21 protein-coding genes are annotated in these 21,260 nt (G+C 68.6%); 14 read left to right on the top strand and 7 right to left on the bottom strand.

What is annotated here, in order from left to right; translation table 11 throughout:
- Positions 1 to 40 precede the first annotated feature (40 nt).
- From AXK61_RS08960 to AXK61_RS08935, 6 genes are all read left to right on the top strand, one after another.
- Complete coding sequence (locus AXK61_RS08960) at positions 41 to 1,570, top strand: FadD3 family acyl-CoA ligase (protein ID WP_068571280.1); 1,530 nt, start codon at positions 41 to 43, stop codon at positions 1,568 to 1,570.
- Positions 1,567 to 2,463 carry an enoyl-CoA hydratase gene (locus AXK61_RS08955; RefSeq protein WP_068571281.1) on the top strand — a complete coding sequence of 299 codons (897 nt, stop codon included), beginning with the start codon at positions 1,567 to 1,569 and terminating at the stop codon, positions 2,461 to 2,463. The genes AXK61_RS08960 and AXK61_RS08955 overlap by 4 nt, the downstream gene beginning before the upstream one ends.
- Positions 2,463 to 3,623: an acyl-CoA dehydrogenase family protein gene (locus tag AXK61_RS08950; RefSeq protein ID WP_068571282.1), complete on the top strand. Its 1,161-nt coding sequence runs from the start codon at positions 2,463 to 2,465 to the stop codon at positions 3,621 to 3,623. Before AXK61_RS08955 ends, AXK61_RS08950 begins: the two co-directional genes overlap by 1 nt.
- Positions 3,620 to 4,636 (top strand): acyl-CoA dehydrogenase family protein, encoded by a 1,017-nt coding sequence (locus AXK61_RS08945; RefSeq protein ID WP_068571283.1) that lies wholly within the window; start codon positions 3,620 to 3,622, stop codon positions 4,634 to 4,636. Before AXK61_RS08950 ends, AXK61_RS08945 begins: the two co-directional genes overlap by 4 nt.
- The gene (locus AXK61_RS08940; protein WP_068571284.1) at positions 4,633 to 5,673 is read left to right on the top strand and encodes an acyl-CoA dehydrogenase family protein; all 1,041 of its coding nucleotides are present in this window, start codon (positions 4,633 to 4,635) and stop codon (positions 5,671 to 5,673) included. Before AXK61_RS08945 ends, AXK61_RS08940 begins: the two co-directional genes overlap by 4 nt.
- Before the next feature lie 70 nt (positions 5,674 to 5,743).
- On the top strand, positions 5,744 to 6,658 hold the full coding sequence (locus AXK61_RS08935; RefSeq protein ID WP_068571285.1) for an SAM-dependent methyltransferase: 915 nt from the start codon (positions 5,744 to 5,746) through the stop codon (positions 6,656 to 6,658).
- A gap of 47 nt (positions 6,659 to 6,705) precedes the next feature.
- On the opposite strand, the gene AXK61_RS24905 is transcribed toward AXK61_RS08935, so the two are convergent.
- On the bottom strand, positions 6,706 to 6,873 hold the full coding sequence (locus AXK61_RS24905; protein WP_156485620.1) for a hypothetical protein: 168 nt from the start codon (positions 6,871 to 6,873) through the stop codon (positions 6,706 to 6,708).
- Between the two features lie 76 nt (positions 6,874 to 6,949).
- Here AXK61_RS24905 and AXK61_RS08930 point away from each other — a divergent pair, with 76 nt between their 5' ends.
- A complete protein-coding gene (locus AXK61_RS08930; protein ID WP_139057898.1) occupies positions 6,950 to 7,450 on the top strand; it encodes a hypothetical protein in 501 nt (166 codons plus the stop codon).
- 1 nt (position 7,451) lies between these two features.
- Here the strand turns inward: AXK61_RS08930 and hsaB are convergent, their stop codons facing one another.
- From hsaB to hsaA, 4 genes are read right to left on the bottom strand one after another with little or no spacing between them, the layout of a single operon-like run.
- Entirely contained in the window at positions 7,452 to 8,015 is a 564-nt protein-coding gene (hsaB, locus tag AXK61_RS08925; protein WP_068571287.1) for a 3-hydroxy-9,10-secoandrosta-1,3,5(10)-triene-9,17-dione monooxygenase reductase subunit, read from the bottom strand.
- Positions 8,015 to 8,935, bottom strand: a complete 921-nt coding sequence (gene hsaC / locus AXK61_RS08920) for an iron-dependent extradiol dioxygenase HsaC (RefSeq protein WP_068571288.1) — start codon at positions 8,933 to 8,935, stop codon at positions 8,015 to 8,017. The genes hsaB and hsaC overlap by 1 nt, the downstream gene beginning before the upstream one ends.
- A gap of 27 nt (positions 8,936 to 8,962) precedes the next feature.
- On the bottom strand, positions 8,963 to 9,832 hold the full coding sequence (gene hsaD, locus AXK61_RS08915; protein WP_068571289.1) for a 4,5:9,10-diseco-3-hydroxy-5,9,17-trioxoandrosta-1(10),2-diene-4-oate hydrolase: 870 nt from the start codon (positions 9,830 to 9,832) through the stop codon (positions 8,963 to 8,965).
- A gap of 2 nt (positions 9,833 to 9,834) precedes the next feature.
- Positions 9,835 to 11,010: a 3-hydroxy-9,10-secoandrosta-1,3,5(10)-triene-9,17-dione monooxygenase oxygenase subunit gene (hsaA, locus tag AXK61_RS08910; protein ID WP_068571290.1), complete on the bottom strand. Its 1,176-nt coding sequence runs from the start codon at positions 11,008 to 11,010 to the stop codon at positions 9,835 to 9,837.
- Positions 11,011 to 11,172: 162 nt separating this feature from the next.
- Here hsaA and AXK61_RS08905 point away from each other — a divergent pair, with 162 nt between their 5' ends.
- The 7 genes from AXK61_RS08905 to AXK61_RS08875 all read left to right on the top strand — a co-directional run bounded on the left by AXK61_RS08905 (position 11,173) and on the right by AXK61_RS08875 (position 18,763).
- On the top strand, positions 11,173 to 12,636 hold the full coding sequence (locus AXK61_RS08905; protein WP_068744894.1) for an FAD-dependent oxidoreductase: 1,464 nt from the start codon (positions 11,173 to 11,175) through the stop codon (positions 12,634 to 12,636).
- 235 nt (positions 12,637 to 12,871) lie between these two features.
- Complete coding sequence (locus AXK61_RS24900) at positions 12,872 to 13,318, top strand: hypothetical protein (protein WP_139057899.1); 447 nt, start codon at positions 12,872 to 12,874, stop codon at positions 13,316 to 13,318.
- Positions 13,319 to 13,512: 194 nt separating this feature from the next.
- Positions 13,513 to 15,237, top strand: a complete 1,725-nt coding sequence (gene kstD, locus AXK61_RS08895; RefSeq protein ID WP_068571293.1) for a 3-oxosteroid 1-dehydrogenase — start codon at positions 13,513 to 13,515, stop codon at positions 15,235 to 15,237.
- A complete protein-coding gene (locus tag AXK61_RS08890) occupies positions 15,234 to 16,409 on the top strand; it encodes a Rieske 2Fe-2S domain-containing protein (RefSeq protein WP_068571294.1) in 1,176 nt (391 codons plus the stop codon). Before kstD ends, AXK61_RS08890 begins: the two co-directional genes overlap by 4 nt.
- Before the next feature lie 5 nt (positions 16,410 to 16,414).
- Positions 16,415 to 16,735 (top strand): hypothetical protein, encoded by a 321-nt coding sequence (locus tag AXK61_RS08885; protein ID WP_197466781.1) that lies wholly within the window; start codon positions 16,415 to 16,417, stop codon positions 16,733 to 16,735.
- A 15-nt stretch (positions 16,736 to 16,750) separates the two neighbouring features.
- Positions 16,751 to 17,833 (top strand): ferredoxin--NADP reductase, encoded by a 1,083-nt coding sequence (locus tag AXK61_RS08880; RefSeq protein ID WP_068744892.1) that lies wholly within the window; start codon positions 16,751 to 16,753, stop codon positions 17,831 to 17,833.
- A 30-nt stretch (positions 17,834 to 17,863) separates the two neighbouring features.
- Positions 17,864 to 18,763, top strand: coding sequence for a MaoC/PaaZ C-terminal domain-containing protein (locus AXK61_RS08875; protein ID WP_068744889.1), 900 nt, complete (start codon positions 17,864 to 17,866; stop codon positions 18,761 to 18,763).
- On the opposite strand, the gene AXK61_RS24895 is transcribed toward AXK61_RS08875, so the two are convergent.
- The gene (locus AXK61_RS24895; protein ID WP_156485619.1) at positions 18,708 to 20,480 is read right to left on the bottom strand and encodes a hypothetical protein; all 1,773 of its coding nucleotides are present in this window, start codon (positions 20,478 to 20,480) and stop codon (positions 18,708 to 18,710) included. The genes AXK61_RS08875 and AXK61_RS24895 overlap by 56 nt on opposite strands.
- A 284-nt stretch (positions 20,481 to 20,764) precedes the next feature.
- On the bottom strand, positions 20,765 to 21,260 hold a 496-nt coding region (locus tag AXK61_RS08870; RefSeq protein WP_156485618.1), incomplete at its 5' end, for an IS30 family transposase.

The raw sequence follows: 21,260 nt of genomic DNA, 5'->3' as shown, positions 1-21,260 counted from the left end.
CGTGTTCTACCAAGCACTTGCTAGGCAGAAGGGTTTGCGCATGTCACGCACCATCGCAGGGGCTCTGCGCGGCGCCGCGGAGCAGTACGCGGATCGCACCGCCGTGGTCGACGGCGACCTGCGGATCAGTTACGGCGAGCTGCACGAGCGCGTTCGCGACGTCGCGCGGGCGCTCCTCGCGGAGGGGATCGAGAAGGGCGATCGGATCGCGATCTGTGCGCCCAACGGGCACGAGTGGATCGAGGCCGCGCTCGGCGCCGCCTACATCGGCGCCGTGCTCGTTCCCGTCAACACCCGGTACACCGGGCCCGAGATCGTGGACCTGCTGGTCCGCACCCGCTCACGCGCCTTCGTCGTCGCGGGCCCGTTCCTCGGCGTCGACCGGCTCGACCTCGTGGTCGACACGGCCGGCGGCCTCCCCGGCGACATCGTCGCGGTGTTCCGGCTCCCGGACTGGAACGAGGTGCCCGCGCGGGGCGCGCACGTCACGGACGCGGAGCTCGACGGTGCCGCCGCCGCGGTCGCCCCCGACGCACCGTCGGACATCTTCTTCACGTCCGGGACCTCCGGACGGAGCAAGGGCGCGGTGAGCACGCACGCGCAGACGCTCGCCAACGCGGCGAACTGGGCCGAGCTGGTGGGCGTCACCGACGCCGACCGGTACCTGATCGCGAGCCCGTTCTTCCACATCTTCGGGTACAAGGCCGGGATTCTCGCGGCCCTCCAGCACGGCGCCGCGATCTACCCGGCGCAGACCTTCGACGTGGTCCGGACCTTCGAACTCATCCAGCGGGAACGGATCTCGATCCTGCCCGGCGTGCCCACCGTGCACCAGATGATGCTCGACCACCCCGCCCGCGCGGACTACGACCTCTCCAGCCTGCGCGCCGCCACCACCGGCGCGGCCACGATCCCCGTCGTGCTCATCGAGCGGATGCGCGACGAGCTGCGGTACGACCGGGTGCTCACCGCGTACGGGCTCTCGGAGGCCCCCGTCGTCACCATGTGCCGGGAGGACGACGCGCCCGAGGTGATCGCCACGACCTCCGGGCGCGCCGTGCGCGACATGGAGGTCCGGGTCGCGGACGACGGGGAGATCCTGGTCCGCGGGCCGAACGTGATCGCCGAGTACTTCGAGGATCCCGCGGCGACTGCCAAGGCCTTCGGCGCAGACGGCTGGTTCCACACCGGTGACGCCGGGTCGATGGACGAGGCCGGGAACCTGCGGATCACCGACCGCATCAAGGACATGTTCACCAACGGCGGCTTCAACGTCTACCCGGCGGAGATCGAGCAGGTGATCGCGCGGATCCCCGGCGTCTCGGAGAGCGCGGTGGTCGGCGTGCCGGAGCCGCGCCTCGGCGAGGTCGGCAAGGCCTTCGTCGTGCTCACCGCGGGGCGCGAGCTCACCGAGGAAGCCGTGATCGAGCACTGCCGGGAATTCCTGGCGGGCTTCAAAGTCCCCCGGAGCGTGGAGTTCGTGAGCGAACTGCCGCGCAACGCGACCGGAAAGGTGCTCAAGCGCGTCCTGCGCGGCGAGCCCGACCCTGCAGCAGGAGAGAAGCGATGACCGATTCCGTACCCCAGACCACGTCGGACGACGGCGCGACCGCGGAACCGGAGGTGGTGACCTACGAGGTGCGCGGCCCCGTCGCCGTGGTCACGATGAACCGGCCCGAGTACCGCAATGCGCAGAACTCGGCCATGACCTACGCCCTGGACGCTGCCTTCGTCCGCGCGGTGGAGGACCCGGCCGTGAAGGTGATCGTGCTGGCCGGCAACGGCAAGCACTTCTCCGCCGGCCACGACATCGGCACGCCGGGCCGGGATGTGGACCAGCACTTCGAGAACAAGGCCGTGCTGTGGTGGGACCACGTGGGCCGCGAGGGCGGCGATCAGCGCTTCGCGCGCGAGTCCGAGGTGTACCTCGGTATGTGCCGGCGGTGGCGGGAGATCCCCAAGCCCGTGATCGCCTCGGTGCAGGGTGCGTGCATCGCCGGCGCGCTGATGCTGGCGTGGAGCTGCGACCTGATCGTGGCCTCCGACGACGCCTTCTTCTCGGATCCCGTGGTGCGCATGGGCATCCCCGGCGTCGAGTACTTCGCCCATCCGTGGGTGATGGGCCCGCGCGCGGCGAAGGAGTTCCTGTTCACCGGGGACCGGTTCTCGGCGCAGCAGGCCAAGGAGTGGGGCATGGTCAACCGCGTCGTACCCCGCAGCGAGCTCGAGGAGGAGACCCTCGCGCTCGCCGAGCGGATCTCGGACATGCCGAGTTTCGGTCTGGCGCTGACCAAGAAGGCCGTCAACCAGTGCGAGGACCTCATGGGAATGCGCGCGGGTATGGACTCGGTCTTCGGCCTGCACCACTTCGCACACGCGCACAACGCCGAGATGTCCGGCGGGGATTCGCTGGGCGGGCAGAGTGCCAAGTCGATGGCGTCGGGCGCACGGAAGGCCGAGTAGTGGACCTGGACTTCGACGACGCCACCCTCGCGTTCCGCGACGAGGTGCGCGCCTGGCTCGCGGCGAACGTGCCGGCCGAGCCGCTCCCGTCCTTCGACACCGCTGAGGGCTTCGCCGCGCACCGCGCGTGGGAGGCGACGCTCGCCGACGCCGGTCTGGCCGCAGTGTCCTGGCCCGCCGAGTTCGGCGGCCGCGACGCGACGCTGCTCCAGTGGGTGGTCTTCGAGGAGGAGTACTACGCCGCGGGCGCTCCGCTGCGGGTGAACCAGAACGGCCTCTTCATGCTGGCCCCCACGCTGTTCAGCCACGGCACCGACGAGCAACGCGCGCGGATCCTGCCCGCGATGGCCCGCTCCGAACGGGTCTGGGCGCAGGCGTGGTCCGAGCCCGAGGCGGGCAGCGACATCGCCTCACTCCGATCGACTGCCACGCGCGTGGACGGCGGCTGGAAGCTGTCCGGCCAGAAGACCTGGAGCTCGCGCGCCGCCTTCGCCGACGGCGCCTTCGGCCTGTTCCGCAGCGAACCCGGCTCAGAGCGGCACCGGGGCCTGACCTATCTCACGTTCGATCTGAGGGCGCCGGGCGTGACGGTGCGCCCCATCCCCCAGCTCGACGGTGAGCCGGGCTTCGCCGAGATCTTCCTCGATGAGGTCTTCGTGCCCGACGCCGACGTGATCGGCGAGCCGGGTCAGGGCTGGCGCGTGGCGATGACGACTGCGAACAACGAGCGCGGCCTCTCATTGCGCAGTCCCGGCCGGTTCCTCTCCGCCGCGGACGCCCTCGTCGACCTGTGGGAACGCGAGGACGGCGACACCACGAGCGCGGACGCACAGCGCGTCGCCGATGCGTGGATCGGCGCCCGCGCCTACCAGCTGTACACCTTCGGCACCGTGACCCGCCTGGAGGACGGCGGCGAGCTGGGCCCGGAGTCCAGCGTGAACAAGCTGTTCTGGAGCCACCTCGACGTGGCGCTGCACGAGACCGCGCTCGACCTGCTCGGGCCGCTCGGCGAGCTCACCGGCGCGGATGCCCCGGATGACGGGCGATGGCCGGCCGGCTATCTGTTCTCGCTCGCCGGCCCCATCTACGGCGGCACCGACCAGATCCAGCGCAACACCATCGCCGAGCGCCTCCTCGGCCTACCCCGGGGAGCCCGATGAGATTCGTACCGTCGCAGGAGAACCAGGACTTCGCGAGCTCGCTCGACGACCTCCTCTCGAGTGCCGACGTCGTCGCTGCCGCGCGCGCGTGGGCGGCCGGCGACGCCGGACCCGGACACCGGATCTGGGGGGCTCTCGCCCGCCTCGGCGTGCCCGCGCTCGCCGTGCCCGAGGAGCACGGCGGTGTCGGCGGCGACCCCGCGGATCTCGCGGTCGCCTTCCAGCGCCTGGGGTACCACGGTGTTCCCGGGCCCGTCGTCGAGTCGATCGCCGTGCTGCCCGTGCTGCTCGGCGCCGACTCCCCACACCTCGCCGCGCTGGCGGAGGGCGCGATCGGCACCGTCGCCCTCGCGCCCCGCACCCCGTTCCTCCTCGACGCCGATGTCGCGGACCTGCGGTTCGTCGCGGGCGTCGACGGCTCGATGACCGAGGTTCCGGCACCGTCGACCGAGCCTCTGGGCTCCATCGACCGGACGCGCCGCCTGTTCCACCCGCAATTGAACACCGTTACGGAGGGAGAACCTGCAGGTCGGATTCTCCATAACGGTGTTCAATCGGGAGAGGTGGCGGGGGCCTTCGCGGTGGCGGCGCAGCTGCTCGGCGCCGGGCGGCGCCTGCTGGACGACACCGTCGAGTACGCGAAGGCACGGTCGCAGTACGGCAAGGCGATCGGTGAGTACCAGGCGATCAAGCACCTTCTCGCCGATGTGGCGACGCGCCTCGAACTCGCAGCGCCGCTCCTGCACGGAGCTGCGGTCGCCCTGTCCGGGGCCGCCTCGCGCGGTGTCGATCTGGACCCGGTGCGCGACGTGTCCGCGGCGCGAGTCGCGGCGGCCGATGCCGCATATCTGGCCGCGCGCACCGCGCTGCAGGTGCACGGCGCGATCGGCTACACCGCCGAACACGATCTGGGCCTGTGGATCACGAAGGTCCGAGCGCTCCAGTCCGCGTGGGGAACCCAGGCCGAGCACCGCGCGGTCGTGCTCGACGCGGTCCGGAAGGCGGCACGATGACCGACGAGCTGAACGACCTCGCCGACGCCGTCCGCAGCGTCGTCGACCGGCGGTGGTCGGCGGCAGCGCTGCGGGCCGCGATCGACTCCCCCGAGGGCTACGACCGCGACCTGTGGTCGGTGCTGTGCGAGCAGGTCGGCGTGGCCGCGCTCGCCGTCCCCGAAGAGAACGACGGCGTGGGCGCCGGGGTCCGCGCGCTGCAGGTGGTGGCGGAGGAGCTGGGGCGCCAGCTGATCCCGTCGCCCTTCCTCGGCTCCGCGGTCCTCGCGACCGCGTTGCTCGCGCAGACCGACGACGCGGAGCTCCTCACCGCCCTGGCCTCCGGCGCACGCACGGCGACGGTGGCGTTCGCGGGCTCGTCGTTCGCCGACAGGCCGATCACCGCCGCCGCCGGAACACTCTCCGGCACCGCGCAATACGTCCTCGACGGTGACCTCGCGGACGACCTTCTCGTGGTCGCGGGCGACGAGCTGTACCTCATCGACGGGGCGTCGGCGCACCGTCGGCACACGCCCTCGATGGATCCCACCCGACGGTTCGCGGAGGTCACCGTCGACGGGCTCGCCGGACGGCTACTGCCGGGCGGCTCGGAGGCCGTCCTCTCGCACGCGCTCGACGTCACGTGCGCCGTGCTCGCCGCCGAACAGGCGGGGGCCGCGGCCCGGGCTCTCGAGCTCACCGTCGAGTACGCGGGCTCCCGCGTACAGTTCGGCCGACCCATCGGCTCCTTCCAGGCGCTCAAGCACCGGATGGCGGACATGTACGTGCTCGTGGAGTCCGCGCAGTCGGCGGCCGGCGCCGCGGGCGACGCCCTCGACCGCGGCGACGCAGACGCGTCGCTCGCCGTCGCGACGGCGAAAGCGTACTGCTCGGAGGCGCTGTGTACCGTCGCCGCCGAGATGATCCAGTTGCACGGCGGCATCGGCATCACCTGGGAACACGACGCGCACCTGTACTTCAAGCGGGCCCACTCGTCGTCGCAGCTGTTCGGCGACCCGACCCACCACCTGGCTCGGCGGGCTCTGACGCACACCTGAAACATGTTCTTGCCGCGCCTCGCGACACGATGTACTTTCGTAGGCGAACTACTTGCGAAAGGAAACACCGATGGCGAGCAGCACGCGTACGGACGGCGACACCTGGACGATCACAACCAGCGTGGGCTTCACCGCGCTGCTGGTGGCCGCTGCCCGGGCCGTGGAGACCGAGCGCCCCGACGCCCTCGCTCAGGACCCGTACGCCCGGGTCTTCCTCGAGGCGGCGGGCGACCAGCGCGCCGTCGCGCTGGCCGACGCCGGGGACGGCGCGGGCAATCCGATGGCGGCAACCCGCCACCTCGGCGTGCGTACCCGGTTCTTCGACGACTTCGTCCGGGACGCCGTCGCCGCCGGCGTCCGGCAGGTCGTCATCCTCGCCGCCGGGCTCGACGCCCGCGCGTACCGCCTCGACCTGCCGGCGGGCACCGTCGTCTACGAGCTCGACCAGCCCAAGGTGCTGGCGTTCAAGGAGGAGACTCTCGCCGCGCACGGGGCGAGCCCGGCCGCCGGGCTGCGGCACGTCCCCGTCGACCTGCGCGACGATTGGCCGGCCGCCCTGCGGTCCGCCGGGTTCGACGGTGCCGCACCGACCGCCTGGCTGGTCGAGGGCCTGCTCCCCTACCTGCCCGCCGCGGCGCAGGCGCTGCTCTTCGAGCGGATCGTGGAACTCTCCGCACCGGGTAGCCGGGTCGCCGTCGAGGGTCAGATCGGATCGCTCGACCTCGGCCGGTTCCGCGCCATCACCGACAGGTACTCGCAGAAGGGGAATCCCCTGGGCGACTTCGATGTGACCGCGTTGTTCGTCACCGATGAGGACCGCGCCGATCCCGCCGAGTACCTCGCCGCGCAGGGCTGGACCGTGACTCGCGCGGGGAACCCGGTGGAACTGGGCCGCAGCTACGGCGTGCGGGACACCGTTCCCGCGGACGCGGAACTCCTCTCCGGCACGATCGGCTACTTCACTGCGGCGCTGCCCGCAGGCTGATGGTGGGAGTACCCTCGTCTTGCATGGAGTGTAGATCGCCTTCAGTTTCACGATGCACTGCGCTGATCGCGTCCGCGATCGTGCTCGGCACCGCGGGGTGCACGACGGCACCCGGGGAGCCAGCAGGCGACGGCCACGTCGGCGATCGAGTCCTCATCCGCGCCGACGACTGCCCCGTCCGCGGCACCGTCGTCCGCGGCGGTCCCGGTGAGCACGGTGCGCGAACGGTGTCCCGATCCGTATCCGGGCGCCGGCGGGCCGGACTGCTTCGCCGAGGCGGACGGATACCGCGTGACGAAACAGCTGCGCGACAAGCGGGCCGTCGTGACGGTGCAGCGCGCGGGGGCCACGGTCCAGACGATCACCGTCCCCGTCGACGGCTACGTCGGATCGGGGGCGCTACTCCTGCGCCGCCTCACCGCGGACGCCGCACCTGACATCCTGGTGTCGACGACGGGCTCCGGCGCGCACGGTCAGAACTCGACCTGGTCGGTGTGGCACAGCTCCGGCGGCGCTTTCACCCCGATCGGCGACCTCTACGGCAACCAGTTCTGGGACGCCGGCTCCGGCCTGGTCGGAACCTACGCCTCCGGCGGCGGATGGGCGGTGACCTTCTCCACCCGCGCGGACGGTCGGCTCCGCGCCGTGGCCGAGGTCGGGCGCTCCGACACCGCGGGGTTCCGCGACCCGAAAGCGCCGGAATGCACCGTGATGTCGAGCAAGGCGGGCGCGCCCGCGGACCCGTGTGCGCTGGCACTGAGCCAGGCCCACGAACACGGGCTGAAGACCTGAGCTACATCCAGTCGTCGCCGACGGGCCAGGTGAGGAACGAATCGAGCGACAGGGCACGGGGAATGGCCTGGCCGGGATCGGTCACCGTCTGGGTGTAGCGGCCGCGGTAGAACAGCAGCGGCCGACCGGCGTTGGGCGCACTGAGCTCGAGCACGCGACCGATCACGATGTGGTGGTCGCCGCCGTCGTGCACCGTCTCCACCGCGCAGTCGATCCAGCTGAGCGCACCGTCGAGTAGCGGAGAGCCCGTGCGGGAGGGCTTCCAATCGACCGCCCCGAACTTGTCCGGATGCCGCGATCCGAACACGGAGCTGACGTCCTGCTGGCCCTCGCCGAGCACGTTCACCGCGAACCGGCCGGAGCGCTCGATGGTGCGCCACGCGCCCGACGTCTTCATGGGACAGAACAGGACCAGAGGGGGGTCGAGCGAGAGCGCCGAGAAGGACTGGCAGGCGAATCCGACGGGGCCCTCGTCGTCGGCCGCGGTGATCACCGTGACGCCGGTGCAGAAGTGCCCCATGGCCGTCCGGTAGTCGAGCGGCTCGATCGCCGCGGGTGCGGTCATCACTGCTCCTTGAAGCCGATGGTGAAGTCGTGTCCCCAGAGGCTGACCGCGGTGGACTCGCGGGCGATCCAGTCGTCGTTCTCGACCTCGAGTCCCTCGCAGCCGAACTCGATGTCGAAGCCGCCCGGTGTCTTCATGTAGAAGGACAGCATCTTGTCGTTGATGTGCCGCCCCAGAGTGGCGGACATCTTGACCTTCTTGCGGTTCGCGCGATCGAGGGCGAGCCCGACGTCGTCGGAGTTCTCCACCTCGACCATGAGGTGGACGATGCCCGTCGGGTTGGGCAGCGGCAGGAAGGCGAGCGCGTGATGACGCGGATTGCAGCCGTAGAACCGCAGCCAGGCGGGGTCACCGTCAGCCGGACGACCCACCATCTGCGGGGGCAGGCGCATCGAGTCGCGCAGCTTGAAGCCGAGCACGCCCTGGTAGAAGTCCTGCGCCGCAGCGTCATCGGAACAGGTGAGCACGACGTGCCCGAGCCCCTGCTCGCCGGTGACGAACCGATGCCCGTAGGGGCTCACGAACCGCCGACCCAGGTACTGCGCCCCGTGGAAGGCCTCGAGCGTGTTCCCCGCCGGATCCCGGAACCGGATGAGTCCCTCGACGCGACGCTCGAGCTTCTCCTCCTTGGTCCCCTCCTCGAAGGAGACACCGGCTGCCGTGAGCGTGTCGCGCAGCTCCTGCAGGCCGGTCGCGTCGGTGACCTCCCACCCGGAGACGAGCAGGCGGTCCTTCTCGCCCGGCACGATCACCAGCCGAGCCGCGAAGTCATCCATGCGCAGGTAGAGATTCTGTGAGGTGTCGCCCGCACCGGCCGGTGGAGCACCCTCCATCATCCCGAGTACCTTGAGCCCGTACTCGCGCCAGGCCGCCATGTCGGTGGCCTCGATGCGCATGTACCCGAGCGCCTTGATCGCCATATTCGTTCTTCTCCCCGAATGCCTTTGTCAGCCGGCCAGGAAATCGGCCGTGAGCCGGTTGAACTCGTCGAACTTCTCGAGCTGCGCCCAGTGCCCGCACTGCCCGAAGACGTGCAGTTGTGCGCGCGGGATCTGCTTGAGGGCGAGCAGGGCACCATCGAGCGGGTTGACCCGGTCCTCCCGGCCCCAGATCATCAGCACGGGCTGACGCAACTTGTACGCGTCGCGCCAGAGCATGCCCTTCTCGTAATCCGCGGAGGCGAAGGACTTCCCCATCGCCGTGAACGCGGCGATCGCCTCGGGGTCGAGCGCGAGCTCGAAGCGTTCCTCGACGAGTTCGGGCGTGATCATCTTCTGGTCGAAGACCATGATCCGCAGGAAGTCCTCGAGTCGCTCCTTGCTCGGCGCGGCGTAGAACTTCTGCAGGGTGCGCAGTCCCTCGGTGGGGTCGGGCGCGAAGGTGTTCACGCTGAGCCCGCCCGGCCCCATGAGCACGAGGCGGCCCGCGCGGTCCGGGAAGTCGAGCGCGAACCGCACCGAGGTGCCGCCGCCGAGAGAATTGCCCACCAGGTGAACGCGTCCGGTGACCCCGAGCGTGTCGAGCAGGCCGGCCAGGGCCGTGGCGCTGTGCACGAAGTACTGCGGGTGTTCGGTCGGCTTGTCGGACCGGCCGAAGCCCGGCTGATCGACCGCGAGCACGTGGAAGCGCTGCGCCAGCACCGGAATGTTGCGCCCGAAGTTGCTCCACGAGGAGACGCCGGGGCCGCTGCCGTGCAGCAGGACGACGGTGCCGTTCGCCCGGTTCTCCTCGCCGACCTCGTGGTAGTGCAGGGTGAGTCCGGCCGCCGTGGTGGCGAACTTCCCCTCCTTGAGGACGTCGATCTCGGTGTCCGCCACCTCTAGACCATCCCGTCCATGACGGGAAGGCCGAACTCGCCGGTGCCGAACATCTTGTAGGCGCGCTCGGGATCGTTCGCGGCGTGCACACGGCCCGCGTGGGCGTCGCGCCAGAACCGCTGGATCGGCGTGCCCTCGGCCAGCGCGCGGCCGCCGGAGTTCTCGAACATCCGGTCCACGGCGAAGATCGCGCGCTCGGTGCCGCGCACCTGATCGCGACGCACCTTGAGCCGCAGGTTGAACGGGATCTTCTCGCCCGCCTTGACGAGGGCGTACTCCTCGTTGATGTTGGAGATCAGCTGGAGCCAGGCCGCATCGATCTCGCTACCGGCCTCGGCGACGCGGACCATGGCGAACGGGTCCTCCTTCGCGGTCTCGCCGGCATAGGCGGCGCGCACGCGCTTGCGCTGGTGCTCGACGTGCGCGTCGTAAGCGCCCTGCGCCATGCCGATGATCGGAGCCGTGATCGTGGAGGGGTGCACCGAGCCGAAGGGCATCTTGTAGAGCGGGCTGTCGTTGACCTCCTGGCCCGGGCCCTTGCACTTGCTGACGTCCTTGAAGCTCAGCGCGCGGCGCGCGGGGACGAAGACGTCCTCGACCACGATGTCGTTGCTGCCGGTGCCCCGCAGGCCGACGGTGCGCCACACGTCGTTGATCGTGTAGTCACTGATCGGCACGAGGTAGGTCAGGAAGTCGACCGGCTTGCCGTCCTGGAACGCGGGACCGCCCAGCAGCGCCCAGGTGCCGTGGTCGCAACCGGAGGAGAAGCTCCACTTGCCGGAGAGCCGGTAGCCGCCCTCGACGATCTCCGAGCGGCCCATCGGCGCGTACGACGACGAGATCAGGGTGTCCTGGTCCTCGCCCCAGACCTCCTGCTGGGCCCGGTCGTCGAACAGCGCGACGTTCCACGGATGGATGCCGAGGATCGAGGAGACCCAGCCGGTGGATCCGCACGCGCTCGCCAGCATCTTGACCGCGGTGTAGAAGTCCGCCGGGTCGGCCTCGAAGCCGCCGTAACGCTTCGGCTGCAACAGACGGAAGAAGCCGCTCTTCTGCAGCGCCTTGATGGACTCGGCCGGGATCCGGCGGGCGTCCTCGGTCTCCTGCGCCCGGTCCCGGAGGGTGGGCAGCAGCTCCGCCACTTCCGCCAGAACCGCGTCGACGCTCTGATCGCTCATCTTTCCTCGCCTTCGTCAGGGCCACCTGGCGAGCACCCACGCCCGCCGCTGGAGACCAATACTAGAACACGTTCTCATTTTCTGACGCGAAACGCTACATCAAAGGTTCCGATCCACCTATGTTCCTGATGCAACCGGTTCCGACACCGACCGAGGAGAGCCATGCCCGAAAGCCGCCGCCCCGTCGCGTTCGCCGACATCGATACATGGGACCTGGAAGCCGACGTGGTGATCGCGGGCCACGGCATCGCGGGAGTCTCCGCGGCGATCGAGGCCGCGCGAGCCGGTGCGGAGGTCCTGATCCTGGACCGCGCCGGCGGGTGGGGCGGGGCCGCGGCGCTGTCCGGCGGGTGGATCTATCTCGGCGGCGGCACGCCGCTGCAGCGGGCCCTGGGCTTCGAGGACAGCGCGGAGAACATGGAGACCTTCATGACCGCCGCGCTGGGTCCGGGCGTCGACGGTGGGAAGATCCACGCCTACGCCCACGGCAGCCTCGAGCACTACGACTGGCTCACGGGCTGCGGCGTGGTGTTCAAGGAGGAGTTCTGGGGCGAGCCGGGGTGGGAGGTGCCGCACGACGAGGGACTGGGCTACTCCGGCGGCGAGAACGCGTCGCCCTTCCGTGAGATCGCGACGCCCGCGCCGCGCGGGCACATCCCGCAGATGACCGACAAGCGGACCGGCGTGCGCGGCGCCGGCTACATGCTGATGAAGCCCCTGGTCGAGACCGCCGAGACGCTCGGAGTACGCGCCGAGTACGACACTCGCGCGCAGCGCCTGGTGACCGCGGCGGACGGCACGGTCGAGGGGCTCGTCGCGCGCCGGTTCGGCACGGACGTGCGCGTGCGGGCCCGACGGGGCGTCGTCCTCGCGACCGGCAGTTTCGCCTACAACGCGGAGATGATCGAGGCCTACGCCCCGCGCCTGATCGGCCGTCCGGCCGCCGCCATCGAGGAGCACGACGGCGCCGGGATCCTCATGGCACAGGCCGCCGGCGCCGCGCTCGCCCACATGGACGCCACCGAGGTCGCGTTCTTCGGCGACCCGCAGATGATGGCCCGCGGCATCCTGGTCAACGGCCGGGGCCAGCGCTTCATCGCCGAGGACACCTACGGCGGCCGCATCGGCCAGGCCGTCCTGATCCAGCAGGACAACGCCGCGTACCTCGTCATGGACATGGACGCGCACGAGGAAGCGCTCGGCACCGAGACCTCGACCCCGTACTTCCGGCAGCCGCCCACCTGGGCGGCGGAGACCGTCGCGGAGCTCGAGTCCGACATGGGCCTGCCCGCCGGGACGCTGACGGCCACCGTCGACGCCTACAACCGGCACGCCGCTGACGGCGCCGATCCCGTACTGCACAAGAAGGCGCAGTGGCTGCGCCCACTGTCCGGCCCGGTCGCCGCGTGGGACATGCGCGGATTCACCGCGGGCTTCACCCTGGGCGGGTTGCGCACGGACGTCGATTCGCGGGTGCTGCACGTCGACGGTGCGCCGATCCCCGGCCTGTTCGCCGCGGGTCGGTGCACCTCGGGCGTCTGCGCCGGCGGGTACGCGAGCGGCACGAGCCTCGGCGACGGGAGCTTCTTCGGTCGCCGGGCGGGAGTCTCCGCGGCATCCGGGTAGGCGTTGATTTGCGACTGCACCGACTCAGCAGGGTCTCCACCATCGAGTCGTCGCGATCGCGCAATCCGCACTGATACGGCATACCGAAGAGAAGTTCAGTCACCGGACATCCAGTGCCACATCGTCACTCGTGTTCGCTACCACCTACCGGGGCGCGCGTCGCACACTGGGAGTATGTCGGTATGACTGCGACGATCTCTGCCGCGTCCGCACCCCGACGAGGAGGGCGTGGATCATGACGCATCGAGTCGATTCCGGAACTCGGCGGCTCGGCGGTTTCGCCGGCCGAGTCCTCGCCATCGCCGCCGCGGCGGCCCTCTGCGTCGCGGCGATCGCGGTGACAGTGAGCATGTGCAGCGGCCCCTCGCCGGCGCCGCGCCCGGTGGTCGCGCCGTCCGGGACATCGGGCGCTCCGTCGGCCATCCCCTCCGGTCCCGCCTCCCCGAGTCCGAGCGCACCGTCGACCCCGACCGCGCCGAGCATGCCGAGCACGCCGTCCGCGGCGGCCCCGTCGACCCCCGTCACCACACTCGCCCCGACGCCCCGGACCACCACACCGGCCGCCACCGCGCCCCCGCGCGTGACGCCGACGACCACGCGGCCCGCGCCGTGCACACCCGGTTCGCGCTGGGTCTTCCGGCCCAGCACCGGGACCTACGAGAAGATCACCATCCCCTGCTGACCGCGCTCCGGACCGCCTCGACCATCGCCGAAGCAGAAAGGCGAGCAGAGCCCGCGCCTCGAGGTGAGCTCGCCGATCGACGTCATCCCTAGATACTGGAACGTGTTCTAGTCTATGCTGCAGTCATAGCGCGTACCTGCTGCCCATCGGCGCAGGTGAGGCTAGAGAACTTGTTTCAGCAATGAGGAGAGTCGATGACGGCGGAAGCCACCGAGTACGACGTGATCGTGGTGGGCAGCGGCGCGGCGGGCATGGCCGCCGCGCTCAAGGCCGCGGACACCGGGCTCAGCGTCCTGGTCGTGGAGAAGGCCGAGCACTACGGCGGATCGACCGCGCGCTCCGGCGGCGGCGTCTGGATCCCCGGTAACGAGGCGCTGATGAAGGCCGGGATCAAGGACTCCCCGGACGAGGCGCGCAAGTACCTGCACGCCATCATCGGCGACGTGGTTCCGGCCGAGCGGATCGACACCTACATCGACCGCGGCCCCGAGGTGATCGAGATGATGCACCGGATGAGCCCGCTGGAGCTCACCTGGGTGCCCGGCTACTCCGACTACTACCCCGAGGCGCCGGGCGGCCGCGCGCACGGGCGCTCGTGCGAGCCGAAGCCCTTCGACGGCAAGCAGCTGGGCGACGAGCTGAAGAACCTGGAGCCGGACTACACCAAGGCCCCGATGAACCTCGTGGTCACCCAGGCCGACTTCAAGTGGCTCAACCTGATCATGCGTCACCCCAAGGGCGTGGCCCGCGCGCTGCGCGTCGGCGCGCGCTTCTACACCGCGAAGGCGCGGGGCAAGCACCTCCTGGGCCGCGGCCAGGCTTTGGTCGCCGCGCTGCGCGTGGGTCTGCAGCGCGCGAACGTGCCGCTCTGGCTGAACACCCCGCTGGTCTCGATCCAGCAGGAAGGCGACCGCGTCACCGGGGTCACCGTCGAGCACGAGGGCCGGCCCGTCGTCCTGACGGCGCGCCGCGGCGTGATCCTCGCCGCCGGCGGCTTCGAGAGCAGCAAGGAGATGCGCGCGCAGTATCAGCGCCAACCGATCGGCACCGAGTGGACCAACGGCGTGCCCGCCAACACGGGCGATGCGATCCGCGCCGGCCAGGCCGTGGGCGGCGCTCTCGAGTTCATGGACGACGCCTGGTGGGGACCGTCGATCCAACTGCCGAAGATGGCCTGGTTCGCGCTCTCCGAGCGGTCGCTGCCCGGCAGCCTCATGGTCAACACCGCCGGCGAGCGGTTCGTCAACGAGTCCGCACCGTACGTCGAGGCCGTGCACGCCATGTACGGCGGCGAGTACGGGCAGGGCGACGGCCCGGGCGAGAACGTGCCCGCGTGGCTCGTCTTCGACCAGCGCTACCGCAACCGGTACCTGTTCGCGGGACAGAGCCCCCGCCAGCCGCTGCCCAAGCGCTGGTTCGAGTCCGGCTGCATGGTGCGGGCGAGCAGCCTCGCCGAGCTGGCCGAGAAGATGGGCGTGCCGGCCGAGGCGCTGACCGGCACCGTCGAGCGGTTCAACGGTTTCGCCCGGGCCGGGCGCGACGAGGACTTCCATCGGGGCGAGAGCGCGTACGACCACTACTACGGCGATCCGCGCAACAAGCCGAATCCCAGTCTGGCGGAATTGGCCACGGGGCCGTTCTACGCTGCGCGTATGGTTCCCGGCGATCTCGGCACCAAGGGCGGCCTGCGCACCGATGTCGCGGGCCGGGTCCAGAGGGAGGACGGCACCGTCATCGACGGGCTGTACGCCGCCGGCAACACCAGCTCGCCCGTCATGGGCCACACCTACGCCGGTCCCGGCGCCACCATCGGTCCCGCGATGGTGTTCGCGTACCTCGCGGTCGAGGACATGGCCCGTCAGGAATCATCGACGCCCGCGGCGGCAGCCCCCGCCCGCGCGGAGGAGGAGATCTCATGAGCAGCACCACCGAGGCGGCGGCCCGCCTCATCGACAGCGGTACCGCGCCCACGCGGTACGCCCGCGGCTGGCACTGCATCGGCCTGCTGAAGGACTTCACCGACGGGAAGCCGCACGCCATCGAGGCTTTCGGTACCAAGCTCGTGGTGTTCGCCGGCGAGGACGGCGCCGTCAACGTGCTCGACGGCTACTGCCGGCACATGGGCGGCGACCTGACGCAGGGCACCGTCAAGGGCAACGAGATCGCCTGCCCGTTCCACGACTGGCGTTGGGGCGGCGACGGCAAGTGCAAGGGCATCCCGTACGCCAAGCGCGTACCGCTGCGCGCCCGCACGCGGACGTGGCCCACGATGGTCGAGAACGACCAGTTGTTCGTCTGGCACGACGTCGAGAACTCCAAGCCCCCAGCGGAGCTCACCATCCCGAAGATCGACGGTGACGTCGACGGGCCCGAGTGGTCGAACTGGGTGTGGAACGAGATCGTCATCGAGAACAGCAACTGCCGCGAGATCGTCGACAACGTGGTCGACATGCCGCACTTCTTCTACATCCACTACGGCCTGCCCACGTACTTCAAGAACGTCTTCGACGGGCACATCGCCTCGCAGTACCTGGACACCAAGGGGCGCAACGATGTCAGCGACATCGGCCTCTCCGGCGGCGACGACGTTCTGCTCAAGTCCGAGGCCCACTACTTCGGGCCGTCGTACATGATCAACTACCTGCACAACGACTACAAGGGCTTCCTGATCGAGAACATCCTGATCAACTGCCACTACCCGATCGATCAGAACTCGTTCAAGCTGATGTACGGCGTGAAGGTCAAGAAGCTCCCCGGTTTCGACGACGAGAAGTCCGATTACCTGGCCGGCAAGTTCGCCAAGAACGTGGGCCTGGGCTTCCTGCAGGACGTCGAGATCTGGAAGAACAAGACCCGCATCGACAATCCTCTCCTCTGCGAGGAGGACGGCCCCGTCTACCAACTGCGCCGCTGGTACGAGCAGTTCTACGTCGATGCCGCCGAGGTCTCCGAGGACATGACGCAGCGGTTCGAGTTCGAGATCGACACCTCCCACGCCGTCGAGGCCTGGGAGGCCGAGGTCGCGCAGAACATCGCGCGGCAGGAGTCCGAGAAGGCCGCGGCCGCCGACGCTTCCGGCGCGGGGGCCTGATCCGCATGTCCCCGACGGTGACGATGTTCGGCGAGCCGGTGACCAGGCCGGCGACGGTGGCCGACCGCGAGGGCTTCCTCACGGACGGTTTCACCCCGCTGAACTGCGGCACCTGCGGGGTCGCGGTGCAGGTCAAGAAGAACAGCCGCGAGCAGACCTCGATCCAGTGGTACGGTTCCGCGCGGGAGTGCGCGGTCTTCGCCGCCGACGGTTCCGGCTCCGCGCTGCGGGCCACGTGCCCGCGACTGATGGAATCCATCACGCGCGCCGCCAAACTGGGCGAGGTGCCCGTCCCGACGAACGACATGTCGTCGGACACCGACTAGGAGAGTGACGAAGAAGTGAGCATCCACCGACTGCTGGTCGCCAAGGTGGTCGCGGAGACGCACGACGCGCACTCCATCGAGTTCGAGGTGCCGGCCGAGCTGGCGTCGAGCTTCACCTACAAACCCGGCCAGTTCCTCACGCTGCGCGTCCCGAGCGAGCGGACCGGCTCCGTGGCGCGGTGCTACTCGCTGTGCAGCGCGCCGCACGACGACGGTCCGCTGCGCGTGGCCGTCAAACGCACCGCCGACGGCTACGCCTCGAACTGGCTGTGCGACAACGCCACCCCCGGCATGGAGATCGACGTGCTGGTGCCCGCGGGCATCTTCACGCCGAAGTCCGTCGACGTCGACATGCTGCTGTTCGCCGGCGGCAGCGGCGTCACGCCGATCCTGTCGATCCTGCGCACGGTGCTCGAGACCGGTAGCGGCTCGGTGACGCTGATCTACGCCAATCGCGATGCGCAGTCGGTGATCTTCGCCTCGGCGCTGGCCGAGCTGACCCGGACGTATCCGGATCGGCTCGCGGTGATCCACTGGCTGGAGTCCGTGCAGGGTCTGCCGAGCGCGGCGAACCTGGCGACGCTCGCGGCGCCGTACGTGGACCGCGAGGTGTTCGTGTGCGGGCCCGGCCCGTTCATGGACGCCGTGTCCGAGGCGATGACGGGGCTCGGCAAGGGGCGCCGCGAGGTGCACATCGAGAAGTTCCGTTCCCTGCCCCGCAACCCCTTCGAGGTCGAGGCCGCGCAGGAGGAGGCGGAGGAGAGGGCCGCGATCGCCGAGGCGGAGGATCTGCCGGTCGCGGTCGCCCCCGCACCCGCCGACGACGGGGGCACCGTCACCGTCGAACTGGACGGGAAGACGACCGAGCTCGCCTGGCCCGCGGAGAAGAAGCTGCTGGATGTGATGCTGGCCGCCGGCATCGAGGCTCCGTACTCGTGCCGCGAGGGCGCGTGCAGCGCGTGCGCGTGCCGCCTCGTCGACGGCGAGGTCGAGCTCGCGCACAACGAGGTGCTCGATCAGGAGGACCTCGACGACGGCCTCATCCTCGCGTGCCAGTCGATGCGCCGCAGCGCGGCCGTGCACATCACCTACGAATAGACCCTTCTGTCCTACCGCCTAGGGAGATCCATGCCCATCGACCCGTCGGTCGCCATCGGCGCCGAGCTCGGCACCGCCGAGTTCTCCTGGAGCGCTTCGGATGTGCTCCTCTACCAGCTCGCCCTGGGTGCGGGCGCGGACCCGCTCTCGCCGCGCGAGCTGCGCTACGCGACCGAGCAGGGCACCGTCGTGCTGCCCACGTTCGCGACGGTCGCGCAGAACTTCCACGCCACCGAGGCGCCGAAGGTCTCCTTCCCCGGCGTGGAGATCGACCTGGCGAAGGTGGTGCACGGCAGCCAGTCCGTGACGGCGCACCGCCCGCTTCCGGTTTCCGGCACTGCGGTGGCGCGCACCCGGATCAGCGACGTGCACGACAAGGGCAAGGCGGCCGTGATCTGGCAGGAGACCGAGGTGGTCGACGCCGCCGGCGAACCCCTGTGGACCGCCCGGTCGTCGATCTTCGCCCGCGGGGAGGGCGGCTTCGGCGGGGAGCGCGGACCGTCGGATCGGATCGAGGTCCCCGACCGCGAAGCCGATGTGACGGTAGATGTTCCGACGCTGCCGCAGCAGGCGCTGCTGTACCGCCTGTGCGGCGACCGGAACCCGCTGCACTCGGACCCGGCGTTCGCGCGCGGCGCCGGCTTCGACGCCCCGATCCTGCACGGGCTGTGCACGTACGGGATCGTCGCCAAGGCCGTGACCGATGCCGCGGTGGACGGCGACGCCTCCGCGGTGGGCTCCTGGTCCGCGAAGTTCGCCGGGATCATGCTACCGGGCGAGACACTGCGCGTGCGGATCTGGCATGACGGTGGACGCCATTTGGTGACGGCCGAGTCGGTGGAGCGATCCGCACCGGTGCTGTCCGCGGGAGTTCTTAGGGGCCGCCATTCGCGACCTGAAGCCAGCTCCGTAGGGCGAGATACCTGCTGACGTCGTCGGCGTCACCCTTGTCGAGTCGGATCTTGGAGTGCCCGAGCACGGTCGCTAGCAGAGCACGCGCTCTCTCGTTCTGTAAATCTTTCGCCGCCGCCCATCCTATGTTGTGCAGTTGAACTACAGCATCTCGGACGAATACCTGATTGACCTCAAAAATCGACATCATCTGGTCGAGTGCGACGGCAGCTCCCTCGAAATCACCTGCCCACGCTAACGTTTCCGCTCGCAGTCCGGGAGCTTGAAAACGAACCGGTAGCGGCGGATCTGAGGCCTCAATGCTGGCGATCAAGCGCAGGGCTTCCGTGTCATCGTCACCAGTCCGAATAAGTTCGGAAATTCGTGATATGACCGACGTCAGACCATCAAGTTCGCGGACAGCTAGCCTACCAATGCTTTCGCGGAGTCTCAAGAACGCCGGCTCTGCACGTCTCTTTCCACACGTTTCAAGAACAGCGGAGAACGCTTCAACTTGGGCCTCAAAGGCTCTCATATCGCTTACACCCAGAGCCAGTTCTTTGAGAATTTCGCACCCGAATTCGCCTATTTGAACAAGAACGGATGTCGGATCATCGCACTCGAGAGCTGCTTCCAAATATTGGACGTACACCTTAGCAACAAGAATGTTCGGCCGATCTTCAACGCCACTGCGCTCAGACGACGAAATAGTTTCCAACTGGGCGAGTTCGTAGCAAAGCAGACCCTTCGCTCTTGCGAACTCACCACGAACCCTACATGCGCCAGCCAAATTTCCGGCCAATAGCACAGTCGGGATGGAGCATATTCGGTTCTCCTCAGCATGAGTTGCTAGCCTATCCGCATGCGCCTCAAGCTGCTGGACACGCTCGAAGAGCTGTTCGTCGAGAGCATGAGCCAGGCAGCGATTCATATGATAGCTGGAGTCTGAGATAATCTTCAGGATTCGATCATCCGAATTATTGCGCGCCAGATACCCTCTAACCACTAGCTGCGTAATTGCATTGATTGTCAGCCGATCCGCCATGAACTCATCGGAATTCCCGAGCGCAGAGGAACGATGCCTCACAACTAGAGAGGATCGCCTCAGAATGAGAACAATGCTCGCTGTTTCTATCTCGAAATTCTCGAACTGTAGCGCACCGACTAGCCCGCTATTCTCGGTAGAAGCCGGCTCTAGAAGGGCTGAAGCCAGAAGCAAGTTCAGGGGAATGTCTCGCTCAGCGAAGTAGGCAGCAGCGCTGAGCACCGCCATCGCCGCCAAGGGCGCGTCAAACTCCTCGGTACGATCACCTGACTTCACCGTAGAGATCGCCGTCAGTATTGCTGCACCCAAAGTCTTCGGGTAGCCCTCGGGTATCGACGACACATCTGATATCATGTTACTAGCCAAGATCTCCAGGTACTTTTGTGTTGACGCCGCGAGCCGCAGTGAGGAGTTCGAGATATAGTTTGCTGCCATACTGAGCGCGAGAGGCCAATCTCCCAATGTTTTCGCAAGGTCTCCCAGAACCAGCGTTTGGGAAGGTGCCATTTCCTCGGTCTCAAGCGCGGCGTTTAGGTACTCCAGCGATTCACGTCGCTCGAATCCCTCAACCTCGATCGGCTTGGCCAAGCCGTACGCTGTCCCGTCGACGGTCGTCACGATAATGTCACAGTCGCCAGATGAAGGAATCCATTTCGATATCTGCCGTGAGTCGTCGACGTTGTCAAACACGACAAGCCAGCGGTCCGGCACACGACCCAATGTTGCCAGAACGTCAAGAGGATCCACACGCTCGCGAGACTGGTCCCCGGACAAGTAGCTCCATACTCGCGCAAATGAGGCGCGTGCTGTATCTTCCGTCTCGCAATTGATCCAGAGCATAAACTGATAAATCGATGCATTGAGGTATCCATATTGAGCGGCCGCGGCCGACTTTCCGCTGCCTGACAGACCACGCAGAACGGCGCGCCGAACAACCCTAGGGCGCGCAATGCTTCGGCAAAGTCTGTATGAAATAGAGTTAAGCACCGGCGATGTCAACTCGTGGAAGCAACAGCGCTGGTCAGTAGTAGTTTCTCGAACACCTCCCGGGGTGTGCGGAAGCCGAGGCAGGCTCGGGGGCGTTCGTTGAGTTCGCGGGCGATGGAGTCCAGGTAGGGCTGATGATCGGTGATCTCGGTGCCCTTGGGCAGGTACTCACGGATCAACCCGTTGGTGTTCTCGTTCGTCGGCCGCTCCCACGGCGACCGCGGGTGGGCGAAGAAGATCGGCAGGTCCGCGGCGACGGTCACCGACGCATGCTCGGCCATCTCGGTGCCTTGATCCCAGGTCAGGCCCTGTTTCATGAACGCGGGCAGACCTGCCAGGTGGTCGATGAGCACGTCGGCGACACCGTCCGCGTGCTTCCCGCCGGGCAGCCCGAGGATCAAGGTGTAGCGGCTGGTCCGCTCCACCAGCGTCGCCGCAGCAGTCTTACCGTTCTTCCCCACGATCAGATCACCCTCCCACCAACCAGGCACCCGCCGGTCATTC

It is taken from the genome of Tsukamurella pseudospumae (genome assembly GCF_001575205.1).
GTDB classification, from domain to species: domain Bacteria; phylum Actinomycetota; class Actinomycetes; order Mycobacteriales; family Mycobacteriaceae; genus Tsukamurella; species Tsukamurella pseudospumae.
This window is presented reverse-complemented; position numbering and strand designations above follow the sequence as displayed.